Annotated in this window: 17 protein-coding genes; 7 read left to right on the forward strand and 10 right to left on the reverse strand. The window is 40.0% G+C overall.

Annotated elements, in window-relative coordinates; all coding sequences use genetic code 11:
• Positions 1 to 32 precede the first annotated feature (32 nt).
• Positions 33 to 977: an AraC family transcriptional regulator gene (locus tag NLF99_RS02970; protein ID WP_185215772.1), complete on the forward strand. Its 945-nt coding sequence runs from the start codon at positions 33 to 35 to the stop codon at positions 975 to 977.
• Between the two features lie 76 nt (positions 978 to 1,053).
• On the opposite strand, the gene NLF99_RS02975 is transcribed toward NLF99_RS02970, so the two are convergent.
• Both NLF99_RS02975 and nagB read right to left on the reverse strand, forming a co-directional pair.
• The gene (locus NLF99_RS02975) at positions 1,054 to 3,471 is read right to left on the reverse strand and encodes a TonB-dependent receptor (RefSeq protein WP_254526662.1); all 2,418 of its coding nucleotides are present in this window, start codon (positions 3,469 to 3,471) and stop codon (positions 1,054 to 1,056) included.
• Between the two features lie 163 nt (positions 3,472 to 3,634).
• Positions 3,635 to 5,554, reverse strand: coding sequence for a glucosamine-6-phosphate deaminase (gene nagB / locus NLF99_RS02980; protein WP_185212887.1), 1,920 nt, complete (start codon positions 5,552 to 5,554; stop codon positions 3,635 to 3,637).
• A 264-nt stretch (positions 5,555 to 5,818) separates the two neighbouring features.
• Here nagB and NLF99_RS02985 point away from each other — a divergent pair, with 264 nt between their 5' ends.
• Positions 5,819 to 6,484 carry a TlpA disulfide reductase family protein gene (locus NLF99_RS02985; RefSeq protein WP_185212886.1) on the forward strand — a complete coding sequence of 222 codons (666 nt, stop codon included), beginning with the start codon at positions 5,819 to 5,821 and terminating at the stop codon, positions 6,482 to 6,484.
• A 55-nt stretch (positions 6,485 to 6,539) separates the two neighbouring features.
• On the opposite strand, the gene NLF99_RS02990 is transcribed toward NLF99_RS02985, so the two are convergent.
• Positions 6,540 to 7,361, reverse strand: a complete 822-nt coding sequence (locus tag NLF99_RS02990; protein WP_185212885.1) for an SMP-30/gluconolactonase/LRE family protein — start codon at positions 7,359 to 7,361, stop codon at positions 6,540 to 6,542.
• A 130-nt stretch (positions 7,362 to 7,491) separates the two neighbouring features.
• Here NLF99_RS02990 and uxaC point away from each other — a divergent pair, with 130 nt between their 5' ends.
• A complete protein-coding gene (uxaC, locus tag NLF99_RS02995) occupies positions 7,492 to 8,904 on the forward strand; it encodes a glucuronate isomerase (RefSeq protein ID WP_254526663.1) in 1,413 nt (470 codons plus the stop codon).
• Between the two features lies 1 nt (position 8,905).
• Here uxaC and NLF99_RS03000 read toward each other — a convergent pair whose 3' ends face one another.
• The 4 genes from NLF99_RS03000 to NLF99_RS03015 all read right to left on the reverse strand — a co-directional run bounded on the left by NLF99_RS03000 (position 8,906) and on the right by NLF99_RS03015 (position 14,276).
• On the reverse strand, positions 8,906 to 9,493 hold the full coding sequence (locus NLF99_RS03000) for a TIGR00730 family Rossman fold protein (protein ID WP_185215768.1): 588 nt from the start codon (positions 9,491 to 9,493) through the stop codon (positions 8,906 to 8,908).
• Between the two features lie 168 nt (positions 9,494 to 9,661).
• Entirely contained in the window at positions 9,662 to 12,088 is a 2,427-nt protein-coding gene (locus NLF99_RS03005) for a TonB-dependent receptor (protein WP_185212882.1), read from the reverse strand.
• A 58-nt stretch (positions 12,089 to 12,146) separates the two neighbouring features.
• Positions 12,147 to 13,916, reverse strand: coding sequence for a PspC domain-containing protein (locus NLF99_RS03010; RefSeq protein WP_254526664.1), 1,770 nt, complete (start codon positions 13,914 to 13,916; stop codon positions 12,147 to 12,149).
• 24 nt (positions 13,917 to 13,940) lie between these two features.
• Positions 13,941 to 14,276, reverse strand: coding sequence for a PadR family transcriptional regulator (locus NLF99_RS03015; RefSeq protein ID WP_185212880.1), 336 nt, complete (start codon positions 14,274 to 14,276; stop codon positions 13,941 to 13,943).
• A gap of 191 nt (positions 14,277 to 14,467) precedes the next feature.
• Here NLF99_RS03015 and NLF99_RS03020 point away from each other — a divergent pair, with 191 nt between their 5' ends.
• The gene (locus tag NLF99_RS03020) at positions 14,468 to 14,854 is read left to right on the forward strand and encodes a VanZ family protein (protein WP_254526665.1); all 387 of its coding nucleotides are present in this window, start codon (positions 14,468 to 14,470) and stop codon (positions 14,852 to 14,854) included.
• Between the two features lie 39 nt (positions 14,855 to 14,893).
• On the opposite strand, the gene NLF99_RS03025 is transcribed toward NLF99_RS03020, so the two are convergent.
• Positions 14,894 to 15,532 (reverse strand): ComF family protein, encoded by a 639-nt coding sequence (locus tag NLF99_RS03025; protein ID WP_254526666.1) that lies wholly within the window; start codon positions 15,530 to 15,532, stop codon positions 14,894 to 14,896.
• Positions 15,533 to 15,739: 207 nt separating this feature from the next.
• Between NLF99_RS03025 and NLF99_RS03030 the strand changes: the two genes are divergently transcribed.
• A complete protein-coding gene (locus tag NLF99_RS03030) occupies positions 15,740 to 16,771 on the forward strand; it encodes an LLM class flavin-dependent oxidoreductase (RefSeq protein WP_254526667.1) in 1,032 nt (343 codons plus the stop codon).
• Positions 16,772 to 16,872: 101 nt separating this feature from the next.
• Complete coding sequence (locus NLF99_RS03035) at positions 16,873 to 17,760, forward strand: DUF4349 domain-containing protein (RefSeq protein ID WP_254526668.1); 888 nt, start codon at positions 16,873 to 16,875, stop codon at positions 17,758 to 17,760.
• On the opposite strand, the gene NLF99_RS03040 is transcribed toward NLF99_RS03035, so the two are convergent.
• The gene (locus NLF99_RS03040; RefSeq protein ID WP_254526669.1) at positions 17,744 to 18,172 is read right to left on the reverse strand and encodes a hypothetical protein; all 429 of its coding nucleotides are present in this window, start codon (positions 18,170 to 18,172) and stop codon (positions 17,744 to 17,746) included. The two genes, NLF99_RS03035 and NLF99_RS03040, sit on opposite strands and share 17 nt — an antisense overlap.
• A gap of 149 nt (positions 18,173 to 18,321) precedes the next feature.
• Between NLF99_RS03040 and rlmN the strand changes: the two genes are divergently transcribed.
• On the forward strand, positions 18,322 to 19,407 hold the full coding sequence (gene rlmN, locus NLF99_RS03045) for a 23S rRNA (adenine(2503)-C(2))-methyltransferase RlmN (protein WP_093100109.1): 1,086 nt from the start codon (positions 18,322 to 18,324) through the stop codon (positions 19,405 to 19,407).
• A 47-nt stretch (positions 19,408 to 19,454) separates the two neighbouring features.
• Here the strand turns inward: rlmN and NLF99_RS03050 are convergent, their stop codons facing one another.
• Positions 19,455 to 20,036 carry a tRNA-(ms[2]io[6]A)-hydroxylase gene (locus tag NLF99_RS03050; protein WP_093100108.1) on the reverse strand — a complete coding sequence of 194 codons (582 nt, stop codon included), beginning with the start codon at positions 20,034 to 20,036 and terminating at the stop codon, positions 19,455 to 19,457.
• Positions 20,037 to 20,107 lie beyond the last annotated feature (71 nt).

The raw sequence follows: 20,107 nt of genomic DNA on the forward strand, positions 1-20,107 counted from the left end.
GCTGCAAATGTAGAATTATTCTAAATAGCAAAATGACGCAATCAGAAAAAAATACTACGCAATCGGAAATTTTACCTGAAACAACCAATGGTATTTCTACCAATATGTTGGAATTAGGCACTTTAATGTATTTTACGGTACTCAAAGGCAGGCAAAAATTCAGTTTCACTTCTCCTATTGATGGTTATTTAAATCTATTGCTACTAGAAGATTCTGCAAATTGTTCCATTCAGATCCAGCAGGACAATTACCTTTTACAAGCGGGCGACAACATGTTGATCCACATGAATAAAGGTGACCTATTTGATTTGAAGAGCATCTGTCTAGACAACCGCATCCTTCTGATGTTAATCCCCAGTGATAAGCTCTTAGTCTTCCATGACAAGTACATTGCAGACCAAGAACGGTTTCAACATGGATTGCTAACTAAAGCGGACGGCAGGATTGCTCTTGCTTTGCAACAAATTTTCGAGCTGTACGAAGCTGATTCCTATATCAATCAATTAAAGATCCAGTCCCTTTTGCTGGAAGTCATTATCCATCAGGTGGAGAGCCTCTTTGTGGAAAATGAAAACAAGGAAATCATTGCCAATAAGAATCATTATGAAAAGATCCAAATGGCTAAAAAGCTAATTGATGAAGATCTTTCAAAAAACCATACCATTTCAGAATTGGCAAAATCAGTGGGCACCAATGAGCAATACCTAAAGAAACATTTCAAGCAGTTCTATGGAAAGACCATCATGAACTATATTACTGAAATGAAAATGGAGCATGCGAAAAAGCTGATCCTGATGGGCAAATACCGTATTTCTGATGTGGCAAGGATGACAGGCTATAAGCATTCCACCCATTTCACCACCGCCTTTAAAAAGTATTTTGGAATTATCCCCAACTCACTTCGATACACTTTCTTAGTGGCTCATGAAGGCGTACAGGCCATCCCTGAGTTGTTGAGCAACTTACCTATTTTCTAAGAATTACTCCATCTATTTTATTAAAAAAAAAGCTGTTTACTTCATTGTAAACAGCTTTACTCTTTATAGATATTGGTTAAAATTTATAACTCAATGTACCGGTAAAACTTCTTGGTGGAATCGGGTTTACACTATAGTTCTCATGCACGTAATAGTTAAAGGCATTTCCGATATTGCTAACCTTTCCTAAGATGCTCCAGTTTTTATAGGTATATCCAGCTGAGAAATCAAATGTCGTAAATGGATCCACTGCGATCAGTCTGTTTACACCTTCTTTCTCATTTACTTTGCTGTTGTTCCAACCTGCATTTCTCTTACCTGTATAGAATGTCGAGAATCCTAGTTTCAACCCTTTTAAACTTCCATTTTGAAGGGTATAGAATACAGTTCCATTCGCAGAATGCGCTGTTGTTCCTACCAAGCGAACCCCTTCTACATTTCCGTTTTCATTGGTTTCCAAATAACGCATAAAGTTGTAACTATATCCGGCCATAACGTTCAGGCCTTCGGCAATTTTACCGGTCAAATCTAACTCAACACCATCAGAGGCAGTCTTTCCGGTAAATTCTTTCATGTTAGGATCTTTTACCGTTCCGTCAGCTTCAATGATGGTCTGTGCAAACTTATTGTTCTGAATTCTGTACCAGGTCAGGTTTGCCGATAGTCTGCCATTGAAGAAATCATTCTTAACACCAGCTTCATACTGATCGATCAATGATGGTCCCATAGGTTGGAAATTTAAATCATAACCTGAGTTTGAAGTGAAGTTATTCGCATAACTAGCATAGATGCTCATGGTCGAAATAGGTTGATAGATCAAGGCCAACTTTGGAGACCATGCTTTATCTACCTTACTTCCCATATCTTCGCCATCTTTACCTTTGTTAGGCGTTATTGTCGTTTCTCCAGTTGCATAGTCATACACCTCTGCATTCTTGGTTTTTTGATAAGTATATCGGATCCCAGCAAGGATTTTAAACTCCTTAGTCAAGGAAATCAAGTCTTGTGCAAAGACTCCATAACGGTTGATATCTGTTGTAGTTCTTGTTTTCAAATCAACACCTGGCATATCTGAACGCATCATAGCGGTATAGGGATTAAAAACATTGATGCTATCGTATGCTGTACTTGGCTTATTGTCCAATCCCGCCCCATAGATATTGAAAGCATAGTTTTTGGTATTGGATTGATCTGCATCAGCTCCAATTAAGATCTGATGTTTTATATTTCCCGTTTGCACATTCCCTTTCACGTTCAATTGCTGGTTGAAACTTAGTTCATCTTGCTCAGTCCTGTTTAAAGCACGGGCGGCCATTCCTGTAGCTTTGGCTTGGATACGTTCAGATCCATAATAATCGCGACCATATTGTTGGTAACTGGCTATGGCCTGTAAATTCCAGTTATCTGAAAAGACATGCTCAAAATTTATCTGTCCATTCGAAGAATTGGTTTTATTGAATGCCCAAGGCGTATTGATAAAGGTATTTCTACCGACCTCCTTATTGATCTTTCCATCCACTGAACCTATTCCAAAATCAGGCGTATAATCTGATTTCAAGTAATCAAACATAAAGTTCAAACTGGATTTCTCCGACATCTTATATAATAGGGAAGGATTGATATAATATCTCTTGCTTTCAACATAATCCCTATAATTTTCTGCATATTCTCCTGTTCCGACAACCCGAAAAGCTAGTTTATCTGAAATCGGGCCATACACATCCACGATAGGCTTGTATTGGTTATAACTCCCCATACGCATGGATACCTCTCCACCATATTCAAATTTGGGCTTTTTGGTCACCAAGTTTACTACTGCCCCTCCAGTAACACCTCCATACAGAATAGCAGCACTCCCTTTTAAGATCTCAACAGACTCTAAAGTACTGGCTTCAATGGATCCACCATTGTTCGTACGTGCACCGTTCTTAAAGATATTATTGGACCCTAGGCTATAACCTCGCGCAAAGAAATTCTCATTAACACCACCACGATTTGCTCCCATAGCTACCCCATTGGCATTCTTTAAGGCATCGCTCAACCTATTGATTTGCTGATCTTCGATCACTTGCGCATTGACAATCTGAACCGCTTGCGGAAGATCACGGTCTAGGATTCCAGCCTTTCCAACATTAAGGACTTTATCATTTAAAGAATTATATCCTGTCACTTCCACTTCTTGGATGTTGTGATTAGCTGGCTTTATTACGATGGTCCCCAGATTTGTGTTTGTTTCCTTTGGATTAACGAATACCGACTCCTTTACATACCCAACGCCAGTTACTTCCAGATTGAAGGTACCTTTATAAGGAACATATAGTTCAAAGTAACCATTCTCATCAGACATGGTAACTTTATCCTTGACTTTGATGTTCAGTCCGGAGATCGATTCATTGTTATTGCTACTAACTTTCCCTTTTACAGTCGTTTGAGCATTGGCGGCAGTGTAGATCGTAGTCGCTCCAAGCAGAGCAAGTAGATATGATGTTTTCATGGTATTTATTTGTACTGATTCTAAATAGTGCTGCAAAAGTAATGTCGGGGTAACATTAAAAAAATAAACAATCCGATAAAAACATTCACAATCCGAAATTTTTACCAAAAAAATAAGCTGTCCCTTTCGAGGACAGCTTATCTAATATCTATTTATACCTAGATTAGAATTTCCAACGAACAAAAGCTTCGATAGCTTCATAGTTCGCTAATCCTAATTGGTGGTACAATCCAGCTGTTTCGCTAGTACGATCTTCAGCACGAACCCAAAACTCTCTTGGATCATCTCCTGGGAATACAGGAAGATCTTTTTGAGATTGGTGTTTGAAGATTGCCAACCTTTTGCGTTTCACCTCTTGTGGAGAAAGTGGAACCGCCATTTCGATATCATGGATCGGATATTCGTGCCATGCACCTCTATATAACCATAACCAACAATCTTTAGTCCATTCGTCGGTTTCTCTCAATCGCAATAAAGCTTCCAGGATAATATCGAAACAAACTTTATGGGTACCATGTGGATCTGCAAAGTCACCGGCAGCAAAAACCTGTTGAGGTTTCACTTGGCGAAGCAATTCCATGGTCTGCTGAATATCATCTTCAAAATCGATCTCCTTAGAGAATTTACCGCGATCATAGAACGGAAGGTCCATAAAGTGGATATTCTCATCAGGAAGCCCTACGAAACGAGCTCCAGCAATAGCTTCACCCTTACGGATAAGTCCTTTGATCGTTCTGATAATTTCAGGGTCTACTTGATTAGGCTTTTTAACTTTAAAGAATTCACGAGCCTCATCATAGATCTTACGCGTAACGCCATTATCATCTTCCACGACTACCGCATAGTCTTGAACGAATTCCAAATAACGTAACACATCATCGTCCCAAACAGCGGTATTACCAGAAGTTTGATAAGCCACATGTACATTATGACCTTGATCAGCCAAACGAATGAAAGTACCTCCCATTGAGATCACATCATCATCAGGGTGTGGAGAAAATAAGATTACATTCTTTTGTGCTGGTTCAGCTCTTTCAGGGCGGTTAGAATCATCCACACCTGGTTTACCACCTGGCCAACCTGTAATGGTACGTTGTAATTCATTGAAAATACGGATGTTGATGCTATAAGCAGTACCTTGCTCAGTAATTAATTGAGCCATACCATTATTGTTATAGTCATCATCGGTAAGTTTCAGGATAGCTTTATCCAAATGCAATGAAAGCCAAACAACTGCTTTTTTAACTAATTTGTCTGTCCATACCACATCATGCGCCAACCAAGGAAGGTTAAAGCGGGTCAAGGCTGAAGCAGCATCTTCATCCAACACAAACTCAACATGATCAGACATCTGAAGATAAGTCGCAGGAATATCAGAAGAAATTTCCCCTTCAACCGCTTTCTTCACGATTTCAGCTTTCTTCTCGTTCCATGCCATCAATACAATTTCCTTGGCTTTGAAAATCGTACCTACACCCATGGTAATCGCTTTTGTTGGTACATTTTCCTTACCACCGAAGTCGCGTGAAGCATCTCTTCTTGTAAGGTCATCTAAGGTGACCAAGCGAGTACCTGAGTTTGGCGCAGACCCTGGTTCATTGAAACCAATGTGTCCTGTACGACCAATACCCAATAATTGGATATCTAAACCTCCCAAGCTGGAGATTTTCTGTTCATAGCCTTCACAGAAAGCCTGAACCTTGTCTTCTGCAAGTGTTCCATCTGGAATATTGATGTTCTCTTTGGGAATATCAACATGATTGAACAAATGCTTGTTCATGAATGCTACATAACTTTGTTCTGCAGTCGGAAGCATCGGGTAATACTCATCCAAGTTGAAAGTAACAACGTTTTGGAAGCTTAATCCCTCTTCCTTGTGCATTCTCACAAGTTCTTTGTAGACTTTTACTGGCGTTGCTCCGGTCGCTAGACCTAAAACTGCCTTTTCCCCTTTTGCATGCTTATCTTTAATGATAGCAGCGATGCGCTCAGCAACTTTAACAGAAGCTTCGTCTTGAGAGGGGTATACCGTTACTGGAACTTTCTCAAAGCGGGTTTCCTCTAATAAATTTAATCTTGCCATTTAAATTGAAAAATACCTTAGTGAGCCTCAAATTTAACAATTTATAAGGCTGTACGTGCATAAAATGCAAATCTTTTTGATTTTGTAAACGTTTTCAACGAAAATCACAGCTACAGCAATTATTTTAATCAATAATTATTAAAACAGACGGATATTTATTTATTAATATAATTTTAAATAATTGACTCTATCTATGAGAATTTTAAAAAAATAATCTACTTGTTTGGTAGATTATTGATAATTTTGGAAATCATAATTCACAAAATGAAGAAATTAATATTTTTAATAGCATTTATACCGAGCCTTTTGTTCGCACAAACCAAGGAAGAACTCATTGCACAAGTAAAGGCAAATCCCAAGGAGGTAAGCTCAATCCGTCTAATCCAAAGAGTGGGTGGCTATTTCCCAGAATACCAGGAATTGGCCGATCTATTCAAGACGTTGGATAAAAAAGTCAAGAAATCCACCGAAGGTAAAATATTTGATCGCTATTTGGACGCCCTAAAGAATACCCTGCCTGGCAAAAAATCGCCAAGCATCACCCAATTTGATTTAGCAGGTGAACCTTATTCCCTATCGGATCTGAAAGGTAAATATGTACTCATTGATTTTTGGGCTTCCTGGTGTCCTCCCTGCCGTGAAGAAAACCCTAAGTTGGTCAAGACTTATGCTGAATTCAAGGATAAAAACTTCGAAATCTTAGGAGTATCATTTGACAAGGAATTTGAACCTTGGGCAAAAGCAGTAAAAGATGACAACCTGACTTGGAAGCATGTTTCCGATCTTCAGGGCTGGAACAACTCAGCAAGTCTAGCTTATGGCGTGAAAGCCATTCCGCAAAATATCTTGGTGGATCCTGAAGGAAAAGTTGTAGCACGAAACCTGCATGGCGACGAACTCAACAATAAACTCAGGGAGATCCTGAAATAATAAAAAAGGATTCAAGTTATGGCTTGAATCCTTTTTTTATGTCTTAATTATTGTTTTAGTCTAACTTATACGCCACAACGCTATTGTTCAAGAAGGTTGGAACATACAAGATTTTCTCTTTTTGGTTGTATCCTAAATCCGCAGTTTTCATCTTATCCCTTACATCTAACAGTTCAGTTACCGTTCCGTTTGCTGCGATATGATAGATTAATCCTCCCCAACAAGTCACCAAATAACTGCCATCACCAACAGGCTCTAATCCATCACCACCCAATTGCAATCCTTTAGCCACAACAGTATGATTTTTATTGGCGTCAATTTTCCATAATTCAGGACCTGCCATCGCATACAACACACCATCAATAACACGTAGGCCATTGACATCCTTTACATCTTTCATGAAAAGAGATGGTTTATTATTATGGATCAGGTGAATCTCTCCTTTCCTGGTATCAGAGACATAGACCTTTCCATTGTTGTCCACAGTGACATCATTCAAGAATTGTGCATCAGGGATCTTAATTTGGTTGATGACATTACCGGTAATCATGTCGATCACCACGACTTCATCAATATCAGCAACATAAAGCAAGTCTTTATGCATGGCCAAACCTTTAGGAGCATTCAGTCCTTGCACCCAAGTCGCATCCTTTAGACTTCCGTCCAAATTCAAAATGGCCACTCCGCCCTTTCCATCCTTTGCAACGCCATCTCCGTCTATCAATGACACGTACAAAGCCGATTTCTCTGGCGAATATAATACCGATTCTGGGGTAGGAAGCTGTTCCTTAGACTCCCAAAGTTGAGTCAATTTCGTCTGACTAAAGCCCAGTTGTGAGCAAAAGACTATCAATGTAATTAATAAGGTAGTTTTCATATTCAATGCTTGTGTTTATCCTTTTATTATAAATATAACATTTTTAATAGCTTTTTGTTAGCTTTTTGCGCAGAATTACTTATTTTCAAGCTCTGTCAATTCTAAACTTAAAATCTAACAATCATAGCGTATGAAACCATTCTTGGATGAAAATTTTCTTTTGCAAAGCCGAGTGGCAGAAGAGCTTTACCATGACTATGCAAAAGAACTACCTATTATAGATTATCATAATCACTTACCACCTAACGAGGTGGCTGCCAATAAACAATTTTCAAATATCACTGAAATTTGGTTACATGGCGACCATTACAAATGGAGAGCCATGCGCGCAAATGGGATCGACGAAAAATTTATTACAGGTGCCGCAAGTGACCAAGAAAAGTTTCATAAATGGGCCGAAACAGTCCCTTATACCTTAAGAAACCCATTATACCATTGGACCCATCTCGAATTGCAACGCTATTTTGGCATTCATGACCTCCTATCTGCCGACAATGCTGATGCTGTTTTCGAAAAAGCCAACCAAGATTTGGCACAACCCAATATGTCGGTCCATGGGTTATTGGAACAGATGAAAGTGGAAACCATCTGTACCACAGATGACCCTATCGACTCGCTGGAGTTCCATCAGGCTTATGCCAAGAACCCAGGTAAATTTGATATGTTCCCCGCTTTTCGACCTGATAAGGCTATGAGTCCGGAGAACAAAGAAGCTTTCAACCAATATGTAAACCGACTAGGAGAGGTAGCCAATAGCGATATCAACAATCTGCAAGATTACCTCGATGCCCTAAAATCCCGACATGACTTCTTTGCCCAGAACGGCTGTTGTGTTTCTGACCATGGCTTGAGTCACCTATATGCAGAAGATTTCACAGAGAGTGAAATCTCCAACATCTTCACTAAGGTTAGACAGGGGAATGATTTGACGCTAGAGGAAATCAATAAATTTAAATCCGCATTATTGCTTCATTTTGCAGAATGGGACAATGAAAAGAATTGGGTTCAGCAATTTCATGTAGGGGCTTTCCGTAACACAAATTCCGGCTCCTTGAAAAAACTGGGACCTGATACCGGATTTGATAGTATCGGCGACTATTCCCAAGGTTTGGGCTTGGTAAAATTCTTAGACCGCTTGGCAGCGAAAGAAAAATTGGGCAAAACAATCCTATACAATCTGAATGCATCCGACAATGACCTGTTTGCCGCAATGTGTGGCAATTTCAATGATGGAACTACAGCTGGCAAGATACAATATGGTTCAGCATGGTGGTACCATGACCAAAAAGACGGGATGACAAAACAGATCAACAGTCTTTCAAACATTGGGTTGATCAGCCGATTTGTAGGGATGTTGACCGACTCCCGTAGTTTCCTGTCATTCCCAAGACATGAATATTTTAGAAGGTTACTCTGCAATATTTTCGCAGAGGATATCGTCAATGGTGAATTACCGCATGATATAAAATGGATTGGCAAGATCGTACAGGACATCTGTTATTACAATGCCAAAGCCTATTTCCCTTTCAAGAAACAAGGTTAGATCAAGATTTTTCCAGATTCAACCATTTTGGAACAGGTGGAGCTTCATAGGCCTCCATTTGTTCCAACAAGTCTTCAATCTTGTCCGAATACATGATCATCCTTTGGTTTTCCTCCTTCAACAGCCCCGTATCAACCATATGTTGGATAAATGCAATCAAATGATCATAAAAACCATCTACATTCAGGATCCCGATAGGTTTTTTATGCAGGCCCAATTGACCCCAGGTCGTCATTTCAAACAGCTCCTCCATTGTTCCAAAACCACCGGGAAGCGCAATGACCGCATCACATAAGGCATTCATCTTCGCCTTTCTCTCATGCATGGTATCCACTTCGATCAACTGCGTAATATCACTATGACCAATCTCCTTACTGTTCAAAAACTGAGGAATTACCCCTATAACCTGACCTCCGTTTTCCATGACCGCATCCGCAACCGCTCCCATCAAGCCAACTCTACCTCCACCATAAACTAAGGTTATCCCACGGTCCACAAAAACTTTCCCAACTTCCTCTGCAGCTTTCACAAAAGTCCCATCAAAGCCAGGACTCGAAGCACAAAAAACAACGATTTGATTTAGTTTCATGTCTAAAGGTAGGTAATAGACATGAGATGTGAGATATGAGACTTGAGATATCGACCTTAATATCTCATGTCTCATATCTCAATTCTCACCTCTACCTTCTAAAAAAACCAAGGCCCCAGACTGGGAGTCTAGGACCTCATTAACTAAACATTGAAACAAAGTTCTTTATTAGTTGCCTACTCTGTCTTTTTCCTCGTTTCTCGAGTCGCTTTTTCGGATCTGTTGTTTTAGGTTTCCGAATTTGTAAGTGAAAGTAAGGCGTACTGTTTGATTGTCATGGTACTGACGGATCCTCGATTGAAACTCGTGGAAGTCAGTAGACAAGTTATTTCTATTGCTTCGGAACACGTCGGTTACAGCCAATTTCAATGAGCTTTTCTGGTCTTTGAAGTTATAGTTAGCCCCGATATCTCCTGAAACCCTTCCATGTATCTTAAACAAGTTGTATACAAAAGGTGTATTTCCGTTGATGGATGCTTCTAATGACCACTGTGGATTCAACTTGAAGCTATTGAAACTGTTTGCCTGTACGAAGAACGATCCATTATCCACCTCATGTCCTGCAATCGGACCCTTAAAGTGCATATAGATACCGGTAATATTGTTGTTCATGGTCCAGATCTTGCCAATTCTGAATGGCAGGTTCAAGTTTAAATAAGAAGTCAAGGATTTACCAAGGTTCTCTCTGGTTACCCAGGTTGTATTCGTAACGGAATCCTGCCCCATACTTTCAACCATTGCATCATTGGTTATATCGGTACCCAAAGTAAAGTTGAACATCTTCATCAAGGTATAGTTCAATGTAAATCCATGCGTATATTGCGGATTGATATAAGGGTTACCCTGTTGATAGGTCAATTTATCAATATAATACCTGAACGGATTCAAGAAACGATAATTTGGACGTGTGATCTTCTTGGCATAGCCTAAAGAAAAAATATGATTCTCACTTAGGTTATATCCAATATTTGCAGATGGGAAAAAGTCTAGATAATCACGCTTTACCCGATCATTATTGGTCACTGAATTACCATCAGAAATGGTGTATTCTGCACGCAGACCAACCTTCGCAGTCCATTTTCCAAAAGGTCGGCTATAATCTAAGTATCCAGCAGAGATTTGCTCTGTATAGATAAAGTGGTTAGACTTATTAGCTACATTTTCCCAAGTATCCCCATTCAATTGATCGAAAACCATATTGTTGTCGGATTTCACATTACTGTATTTCACACCGGCCTCTAGACTTCCTTTTTTGAATGGTTTTACGTAATCCAATTTACCCACATAGATATCGATATCCGTTGGCATATTGCTTCGCTCACGCTCCTCTGGTTTATAAAGTTCACCATCCAATTTCTCAGTCCTATAGGTATAGTTCATGTTCGAACGGTTTTCAAAGGTGCTCCAGTCAAGATCTAAAGTCAATTTCTGACCGAGGGTATCCATCTTGAATTCGTTGTTGAAGTTTAAGGACATCCTATCCAAACTCATCTTATTGAATGATGGCGATCTCAAAACCGAGTCAATACTTGTCGGTGTAAAGCCGATATCAGTTCTACTCCTGTTTTCAGAATCTTCTGCATATCTGTTTCCAGATAACTGAAGCATCATGGTATTGCGGTCAGAGGTCTTCTGCTCAATACCTAACCTATAGTTATGGTTGTTGTTGTCCTCGATCATCGATGCATTTTGATCGAAAAATGTGGTTTTGTTACCACCGCTGATCTCACGCATGATCTGGATTTCATTCTCCTCTTTATTATTGGTATACGCATAGGAACCAAATAAAGTGGTATTGTTCTTTTTATAGTTCAGGTTCAACGAGCTATTCCCTCTGAAGTGCTTACCATGTGCCGCACTCGCCACAAATGATCCATTGAAACCTTCGGTCCTGTTCTTTTTCAGCACGATATTGATGGTACCTACGGCACCTTCTGCATCGTCTTTAGCAGACCTTGTCGTAGTCACCTCTACACTCTTGATCTGACCGGCATCGGTTGACTTTAAGAAGTTCGTCAATTGCTCTCCGGTCATAAAGGTCTGTCTGCCATCAATAGTGACATTCACCCCTTGCTGCCCCATCAATTGCAGATTATCATCCTTATCCACACTTACCCCAGGCGCACGTTTTACAACTTCCAAGGCATTGTTACCGGCCGCCAATGTTGAATTCTCTACGTTCAACACTAATTTGCCATTTACATTCTGGACCATTGGTAATTGTCCTTGAACAGTAACTGCCTCAATCGCTTGACTGCTTGTCCCCATCACGATATCTTCAACTTCATAGGTTTTATCGCCTAATTCAAAGACTGCAGATTTGCCCTTGCTGTAGCCTACTGAACTAACTTCGATATAATAGGATCCTTTCGGAGCTTTGATGATGGTATAAACCCCATTCTCATCTGTAACCGCACTTTTGATCAATACATTCGCCGTCGATGACATTAAATATACTGATGCTGAGGCTAATGGTTGTTTGTCCTGGTTCAGGACCCGCCCCTTGATATCTGTATCCTGCGCCTCAGGGCTGGCTATAGCTTTGCTAGCCACTGCCGCCAGAAAGAGGATCAGTATGGTAATTATTCTTCCCATTTTCTTAGGTATTAATGTAATTTTGATTAGTTTTTTTATGTTAGTATTCTATTGCCCCTTATGCGTTATTCTCCTCTGAAGACGATTCTTCTTCCTCAGAGGTTGCTTTCTTATCTTCTTTTTTTGTCTTTTCTAATTCTTCCTCCGCTTCCTTCTTCAACTCTTCTGCTTCCTTGGCTTTCTCCTCTTCTAATTTTAAGATGCATTTCAAGCCATTTTTCGTCATGATCCACTCAGAAAATTTAGATTCTTCTTTTCCGTGACATTCATTTGCCCATATATCGCGTACTTTCCACTCCATATTCTTGTTCAATAGAACTTTAGTTCCAACTGGCAAGTAAAGGTTCATTCTCACATGCTGATCACGGATCAATTGTTTGTCTTCCAGTGCAAAATGACTATCGAACATTAAGTTCTCTGCATTTTGGTTGACCCTATAAGAAATCTTGGAAGCTCTAGCCGATGCTGCTGCATAGGAAGATCCTTTTGCGATATAGTTATATTGTATATATGGTGTCTTCAAGGAGTCAATCGACTCAATGTGGACAGAAATATCATTACGCAGGTAATTACCGATCAACATCCCTCCTTTGTCAGGGTTGATTTTATTCTTGCTAAAGTCCTCATCGGAAGCTTTGATGACGCGAACATCATTCTCTGATATCACATAGGTGTCTTTTTTGTCCAATGTTTTCTCTACGGAAATGGTGCTCTCTTCCACAAAATCTTGATTGGTCACCACCACGAAGTATAAAATCATGACGATAGATACAATCCAAGCCGCCAATAGGGACATACTTGCATAGTTGTTCATTGGTTTTGTCTTGAAGACAACACGCAATAACAAGAAGAACAGCGCCAATAATGGGATGATGATGGCAAGGGTTCCCGCTAGGATGGCAAACAAGGCTGAAGCAGGGTCTAACACCTCAAGTGGAGGGAAAAACATTGGGTTTTGGTAGCCCATAATATTCAACACGTTGAATACAAAGAACACAAAGAGACCAATGATGCTCAAGCCTGCCCAGATCAACACCAACACGGCTAAGATTTTTCCAATGACCGAGAAAAAAGATCCTAAAGAGTCTCCAACCGAACGAGCTCCTCGACTAATATGCTCGCCGGCCCCCGAAAAATTTTCGCGAACTCCTTTCATTTCTTCATCGAAAGACTTCTTGAAATTGTGCAGGTTGGCCTGTTCACCACGCATCGCCAATTTATCGGCACGCGTCACTGCCTTCGGCATTACGGCCCACAGTACGAAGTACAAGAGCACTCCTGATCCACCGAACAAGAAGAACAAAATAAAGATGATCCTTACCCACTTCGCTTCGATATTGAAATAATGTGATAATCCACTACATACCCCGCTCAGAACCTTGTCGTCCATGTCACGCATTAACTTCTTCGAAGTCAAGTATTCTGTGAAACTAGGATCAGCTGCTTGCTCATGTCCTGGTTCTTGTTCAGCTCGTTGCTCAGATTGGAAGTTGCCCGCAGGATCAGCCTGATCTGCAAAAGCAGCTCTAGATTCGTTTTCTACGCGTGGCTCATCGCCGATTTCAGACTCAAAGTCACTTACCCTTCCCATTTGCGCAATCACCTGATCGACATCCTCACGGTTGATCACTTCCTTGCGACCTGTTTGGATACGTTCAGAAAACATTTCCGCAATACGGTTCTCAATGTCTTCAAGAATCTCTCGGCTATCTTCAGAATTCCCGAAGTGCCTTTTGATTTCGATCATATAGGATCGAAGAATTTCATATGCATCTTCCTCGATATGAAAGACGATACTGTTTATATTGATGATTATAGTTTTGTTCATGGCTGTATTTAGTTAATGGTATAGTTAAATTTCTCTGTTTTCTAAGGATGTCTCCACCGCAAAGACCAATTCTTTCCAAGTAACATCCAATCGTTTCAATACTTCCATCCCCTCGGAAGTAATCTGGTAATATTTTCTTGGTGGACCTGAAGTAGACTCTTTCCAGATGTAACTTAATAGACCGTTATTTTTCAATCTGGTAAGTAATGGATATAGTGTTCCTTCAACCACCAACAATTCAGCTTTTTTTAATTCGCTGATAATGTCTGAGGCATATATTTCTCCCCGAGAAATAATTGAAAGAATACAGTATTCCAGTATTCCTTTCCTCATTTGGGTTTGTGTATTTTCAGCTATCATAACAATACAAAGATATATCCTTTGGATGGTACTTTGCAATACATAGTACTATATTTTTTCATGATAACATCATAATCAATTGATTTACAGCCCAATAATTTTTTATCAAAATATCCAACAGCTTGTTGGAAGACAAAAAAATTGATGCAAAAGCTTTTTAATCTGACATTTAAATACGATTTTTATCAACAATGAATTGGATAATAAACTATGCATGGGCAATTATTTGGGCCATTATCATGATGCTCCTCTTATTGTTGCCCGCGAATGACTTTCCAACGGAAGGTTTTTTTCAAGGATTTGACAAGCTGGTCCATACCGGTAGCTTCTACTTATTGACTACTTTAATCCTTTTTGGAAGAGTGGTTGATACCAAAAGAAGAGCAACAAAAGTTAAAACCTTTATCATCGTTTTCTGTGTGGCCTCTTTCTTCGCTTTCTTTACCGAAGGAGCCCAGATGTATTTTACAGATTCAAGACGAGCTGATTGGTGGGATATTTTCGCTGATTATGTAGGAATTGGAATGGCTCTTTTTAGCTATCTGTTATTATACAACAGAAAGTTTCAATATTCCTGATCCTGAAGCGTCCATGGTCTGGCCCTGCAATAAGCAAGTTTAGGCCCGACCGATGCTGACAATATAAATCTTACAATGGGGAATGTGGTTGATCAATGCTTCCGCAGCAGCCGCCATCGTCGCGCCGGTGGTCAACACATCGTCTACCAAAAGGATATGGCTATCAGCCCATTGCTCTCCATTTTTACAATAAAAGGAATCTGCAACATTGCCGATACGGTCTGATCGGTACATCTTGGTCTGACTTTTTTGATATCTCCCACGATGTAGCAATCGAGTATTGACCGCAACATCCATGCCCAGCGACAAACCCGCTGCAATGCATTCGCTTTGGTTATATCCCCGTTTCAGCAATCTTTTAGGATGGAGCGGAACCGGAACGATCATATCTATCTTAGCAAAGTATGGAGATTCCCGTAAGCTTGTTCCATACTTCGTCCCCAAATATTCCCCCACTTGAGGGTGATTATTATACTTCAGGTTATAGATCAATTTTTCCACAATGGAGCCTGATCGCAAATGCAACATGCAGGCAGCAAATTCGAACGGAAACTTCCCCTTCAGTAATTGCATGGCTTCATTATTTGAATCCATATGGAATGCCGTATAAGGAAGATGAAATAAACAGGAAGTACAGATAATCTCTTCTTGTGCAATCAAGGCCGCGTTACAACCCATGCACAACTCTGGATAAAATAAATGGAGAAACGAACGCCAGTATTGAAGCATTTCAAGCAGTTAAGAGCTTAAAAATAAATCCTCTTCATTAAAAAATAACTGCAATTAGGTTAAGAATTCATTACACTTTCACTTCTTATCATAAATCAACAGTTAAGAACAATTCAGGTTGTATTTTTGTAGACTAATATAAGAAAGGAAAAACAGATGGAATTAGGAATAGGCATGTTTGGGGACTTGCAAATTGATTCTCAAACTGGGAAAATACAAGCGCCGAAACAAAGGCTACAGGAAATAATAGAAGAAATCAAATTGATGGATGAAGTGGGTGTTGATTTCTTTGGAATGGGTGAACACCACCGTGCAGATTACGCCGTTGCGGCACCTGAAATTGTGCTTGCTGCAGCAGCAACCGTGACCAAAAAAATCAAACTAGGATCAGCAGTTTCTGTATTGAGCTCGTCTGACCCGGTCAAACTATACCAGGATTTTGCAACCGTGGACTTGATTTCAAATGGTAGGGCAGAAATCATGGCCGGACGTGGGTCTTTCATTGAATCATTCCCACTGTTTGGATATGACTTAAAAGACTACAGCTCACTATTTGAAGAAAAACTAGACCTTCTGCTTCGTATCAACAATTCACAGACCGTCAACTGGACTGGTAAACACCGTGCTAGCTTGATCAATCAAAGCATCTACCCAAGAGCGGTCAATGATAAATTACCGATCTGGATTGCAGTTGGTGGTACAACCGAATCCGTAATCCGCGCAGGTAGATTGGGCCTACCGGTCATGTTTGCCATTATTGGCGGCTCACCGATCAATTTCAAACCATTGTTTGAAATCTATGAACAAGCTTACCAAGATAATGGTCACGACATGAGCAAATACCAAGTCGGTGTGCATATGCATTCCTTCTTCGGAGAAAATTCCAAAGAAATCGCTGATTGGTATTATCCATATTATTCTGCACAGATGAACCGAATCGGAGCATCAAGAGGATGGCCTCCATACCAAAGAACACAATATGATTATGGACGTTCAAACCATGGGCACCTTATCGTGGCCGATGTCAATGAATCCGTAGACAAAATCTTGCAGATCCAAGAAACCTTTGGATTGACCAGGTTCTCTGCACATACCGATGTGGGCAGCCCAGATCACAGTAAAATGATGAAAGCCATTGAACTTTACGGAAACCAAATCATTCCAAAAGTGAAAGCTGCATTGAAATAAACTATTGTTGAAACAAATAAAAAAAGGGCCATGGCCCTTTTTTTATTTGTTTCAATTTATGGAATTTCCAAAATTCCTGCATCACCCTATAAACTTACAATATGAAAAGAAATTATTTTTGGCTCCTCGTTATGCTACTAGCAATGGGAGCATGCTCAAATAAACAGAATGAATCTCAAGCTAACGCTGCGAATGTAGAAATTGTAACCCTTGAAGATAACATACCTGCTCCAGAAGCCAGAATGTTGAAAAGCACTTCCGCTGATAGAAATGAAGCCCCACAAAATGAGCCGCTTCAGAATCAACAAAATTCAAAAGCCAAGATCATCCGTACAGGGAACATATCACTAGAATCCAAAAAAATTGAGCAAAGTAAAGCCAGTCTGGATGCGCTGTTAAAAAAACACAATGCTTACTACGAACAAGAAATCACGAATAACAACAATGATTTCACCTCCTATAACCTCAGCATCCGTGTCCCAGCAAATGCCTTTGACCATTTCTTGAATGAACTGGAAAATGGAGAGGATAAAGTAACCGAGAAAAACATCAGTGCAAGAGATGTTTCTATTGAATATTATGATATAGAGTCAAGGCTTAAAAGCAAAAGAGCATTCCTTGAACGCTATCAGAATATGGTCAGCAGTGCGAAAAATGTAAAGGATCTGCTTGAAATCCAAGAACAGATCCGACAATTGCAGGAAGATATTGAGAGTAGTGAAGCGACCATGCGTAATCTGAGCAATCAGGTAGACTACAGCACAATTACCATCAATCTTTTTGAATACCAAGCTAATCTCCCAATGGGCAGTAATTCCTTTTGGGTAAAAATCAAGGATTCATTGGTTTTTGGCTGGAATATGATCCAGACCATAGCTTTAGGCATCATCAGCTTATGGCCAGTGTGGACAATTGTTATCCTCGTGTTGTGGGCAATCCAGAGAATCAGAAAAAACAGGAAAGCAAAGAAGATTAATTCTCAAGAATAATTGAGCTACAATCTTTCCTGTCCATAACCAGGAAACTTGCAGAAAAAGCTTTTTGGCGGATATAGGAACCGAGATCCAGATCCTGCTGCGAAATGGGAATGATCCTTTGGATATTTCTCCTCTCCAAAAATACCAAAAAGGCTTTTTCTGCATTTACACTACTTAAATACCCCGGGATAACCAGACCAGTTTCTTCTTTGATCTGATCACTGTAATGATAGGGAGCCAAGATCATCAAGGTGTCCCAAGGAAAACAGTTCATCTGCTGGAAATCAATCTTCCCTTCGGATACACTCCGCCTAAATTCTTTCTTAAAATCTCGAATACAAAAATTGGTTCTCACCTGCTTACAAGACAGAATAAAGATGGGTAGCATGCACATCAAAATCCTGATTACCTTTCCTTTATCCATCAGCCAATGATTATATGCCCAATAATAAATATTCGGAAAGAAATTTAACGAAGCAAAGAAAAGAGATAACAAATTGATAATGATAATTTATTGCATAACACCTTGATTGGCTCTACAAGAATATTATTACTTCTAGCTTATAATTTTTGATGTATCTTTGTAACGTGGAAAAAGCAGTAAAAACGGTAGATATCAGGAGCTTGAGTTTAGCTCAATTAAAGGATGCACTTGTTGAAATGGGTGAACAGGGTTTTCGTGCCAAGCAGATTTACGAATGGCTATGGCAAAAATCCTGTACTGATTTCGATGAAATGAGCAACCTGAGCAAGTCATTGCGCGAAACCCTGAAGGCCAATTTTACCATCAACGCCGTTAAGGTAAAACAATCCCAGATCAGCTCGGATAAAACCATAAAAAGTACATTCAGCTTATACGACAACAACGTAATTGAAGGAGTCCTGATTCCTGCAGATGACCGCATGACGGCCTGCGTGAGTTCTCAGGTGGGCTGTAGCTTGACCTGCAAATTCTGTGCTACCGGTTATATGGACCGTAAGCGAAACTTGAATGCCGATGAGATCTATGATCAAGTAGTACTGATCGCAAAACAGGCTGAAGAAAAATATGGACATCCATTGACCAATATCGTCTATATGGGTATGGGTGAACCTTTGTTGAACTACAGCAACATGATGAAATCGGTGGATCGCATCACTTCCCCAGATGGTCTGAATATGGCGGCGAAACGAATTACAGTTTCCACTGCCGGAATCGCCAAAATGATCAAGAAATTAGGGGACGATGAAGTTCGCTTTAATCTTGCACTTTCACTGCACGCGGCAAACGATGACAAAAGGAATGAAATCATGCCGATCAATGAACAGAACTCATTGGCAGCACTGGCTGAGGCATTGAAATATTTCTATGCTAAAACAAAGAGCCCGATTACTTTCGAATACATTGTTTTCCATAATTTCAATGATGAACTACAGGATGCCAAAGAGTTGGCAAAATTCTGCAAGAATGTACCTTGTAAGGTCAATATCATCGAATACAACCCAATTGCTTTGGCAGATTTCGTGAATGCAGAAGCGGATAAGATCGATCAGTTTGCCACTTACTTACGTAGCCAAGGCGTGATCACCAATGTGCGCAGAAGTAGAGGAAAAGATATCGATGCGGCCTGTGGTCAATTGGCCATCAAGGATAAAGATAAAGAAGCCAGTGAGGCATAAAAATAGAAAAAGGCATTTCTTTCGAAATGCCTTTTTTAATATCCTTTTTATCCGTGGATCTGTTCTTTCTTACCGTAGGATTGGATAAGATTTCCTTCAAACTCCAACCATTCTTTCCAGCGCTTATCTACATCCACATCTTTTGTGTATTTCTTGGCAAAATTCAGGAAGGTGGTGTAATGGTTCGCTTCCGAAACCATAAGATCATGATAGAACTTCGCCAGATCCTGATCCTTGATATTCTTGGACAATACCCTGAATCGTTCACAGCTCCTTGCTTCGATCATCGCAGCGAACAATAGCCTATCGATAAAAGCTTGGTTTCTGGAACCATCTTTCTTGGCAAATTTCATCAACTGGCCAACATAATCATCCTTTCTTTCGCGACCTAGTTCATAACCACGCTCCTTGATGATATCGATCACCATCTTGAAATGCTCCATCTCTTCAATGGCTATGGCAGTCAGCTCATGCACCAGATCCTCAAGTTCAGAATTCTGGGTAATCAATGAAATGGCATTCGAAGCTGCCTTCTGTTCACACCAGGCATGATCCGTCAAGATCTCTTCCAAATTAGATTCCGCGATATTGGCCCATCTTGGGTCTGTCAAAAGTTTTAGTCCTAACATAGCATTGAAAATTTCCACAAAGGTAATGAAAACAAAATCATCCCCCTAAATACATGAAATAATGCTAATTT

This window comes from Sphingobacterium sp. LZ11T8 (assembly GCF_024261425.1).
Lineage (GTDB): Bacteria > Bacteroidota > Bacteroidia > Sphingobacteriales > Sphingobacteriaceae > Sphingobacterium.

What these genes read in the sequence shown, in the direction of transcription:
- NLF99_RS02970 (WP_185215772.1), top strand. Translation starts at nt 33, where the DNA reads ATGACGCAATCAGAAAAAAATACTACGCAATCGGAAATTTTACCTGAA.
- NLF99_RS02975 (WP_254526662.1), bottom strand. Translation starts at nt 3,471, where the DNA reads ATGAAAACATCATATCTACTTGCTCTGCTTGGAGCGACTACGATCTAC.
- nagB (WP_185212887.1), bottom strand. Translation starts at nt 5,554, where the DNA reads ATGGCAAGATTAAATTTATTAGAGGAAACCCGCTTTGAGAAAGTTCCA.
- NLF99_RS02985 (WP_185212886.1), top strand. Translation starts at nt 5,819, where the DNA reads ATGAAGAAATTAATATTTTTAATAGCATTTATACCGAGCCTTTTGTTC.
- NLF99_RS02990 (WP_185212885.1), bottom strand. Translation starts at nt 7,361, where the DNA reads ATGAAAACTACCTTATTAATTACATTGATAGTCTTTTGCTCACAACTG.
- uxaC (WP_254526663.1), top strand. Translation starts at nt 7,492, where the DNA reads ATGAAACCATTCTTGGATGAAAATTTTCTTTTGCAAAGCCGAGTGGCA.
- NLF99_RS03000 (WP_185215768.1), bottom strand. Translation starts at nt 9,493, where the DNA reads ATGAAACTAAATCAAATCGTTGTTTTTTGTGCTTCGAGTCCTGGCTTT.
- NLF99_RS03005 (WP_185212882.1), bottom strand. Translation starts at nt 12,088, where the DNA reads ATGGGAAGAATAATTACCATACTGATCCTCTTTCTGGCGGCAGTGGCT.
- NLF99_RS03010 (WP_254526664.1), bottom strand. Translation starts at nt 13,916, where the DNA reads ATGAACAAAACTATAATCATCAATATAAACAGTATCGTCTTTCATATC.
- NLF99_RS03015 (WP_185212880.1), bottom strand. Translation starts at nt 14,276, where the DNA reads ATGATAGCTGAAAATACACAAACCCAAATGAGGAAAGGAATACTGGAA.
- NLF99_RS03020 (WP_254526665.1), top strand. Translation starts at nt 14,468, where the DNA reads ATGAATTGGATAATAAACTATGCATGGGCAATTATTTGGGCCATTATC.
- NLF99_RS03025 (WP_254526666.1), bottom strand. Translation starts at nt 15,532, where the DNA reads ATGGGTTGTAACGCGGCCTTGATTGCACAAGAAGAGATTATCTGTACT.
- NLF99_RS03030 (WP_254526667.1), top strand. Translation starts at nt 15,740, where the DNA reads ATGGAATTAGGAATAGGCATGTTTGGGGACTTGCAAATTGATTCTCAA.
- NLF99_RS03035 (WP_254526668.1), top strand. Translation starts at nt 16,873, where the DNA reads ATGAAAAGAAATTATTTTTGGCTCCTCGTTATGCTACTAGCAATGGGA.
- NLF99_RS03040 (WP_254526669.1), bottom strand. Translation starts at nt 18,172, where the DNA reads ATGGATAAAGGAAAGGTAATCAGGATTTTGATGTGCATGCTACCCATC.
- rlmN (WP_093100109.1), top strand. Translation starts at nt 18,322, where the DNA reads ATGTATCTTTGTAACGTGGAAAAAGCAGTAAAAACGGTAGATATCAGG.
- NLF99_RS03050 (WP_093100108.1), bottom strand. Translation starts at nt 20,036, where the DNA reads ATGTTAGGACTAAAACTTTTGACAGACCCAAGATGGGCCAATATCGCG.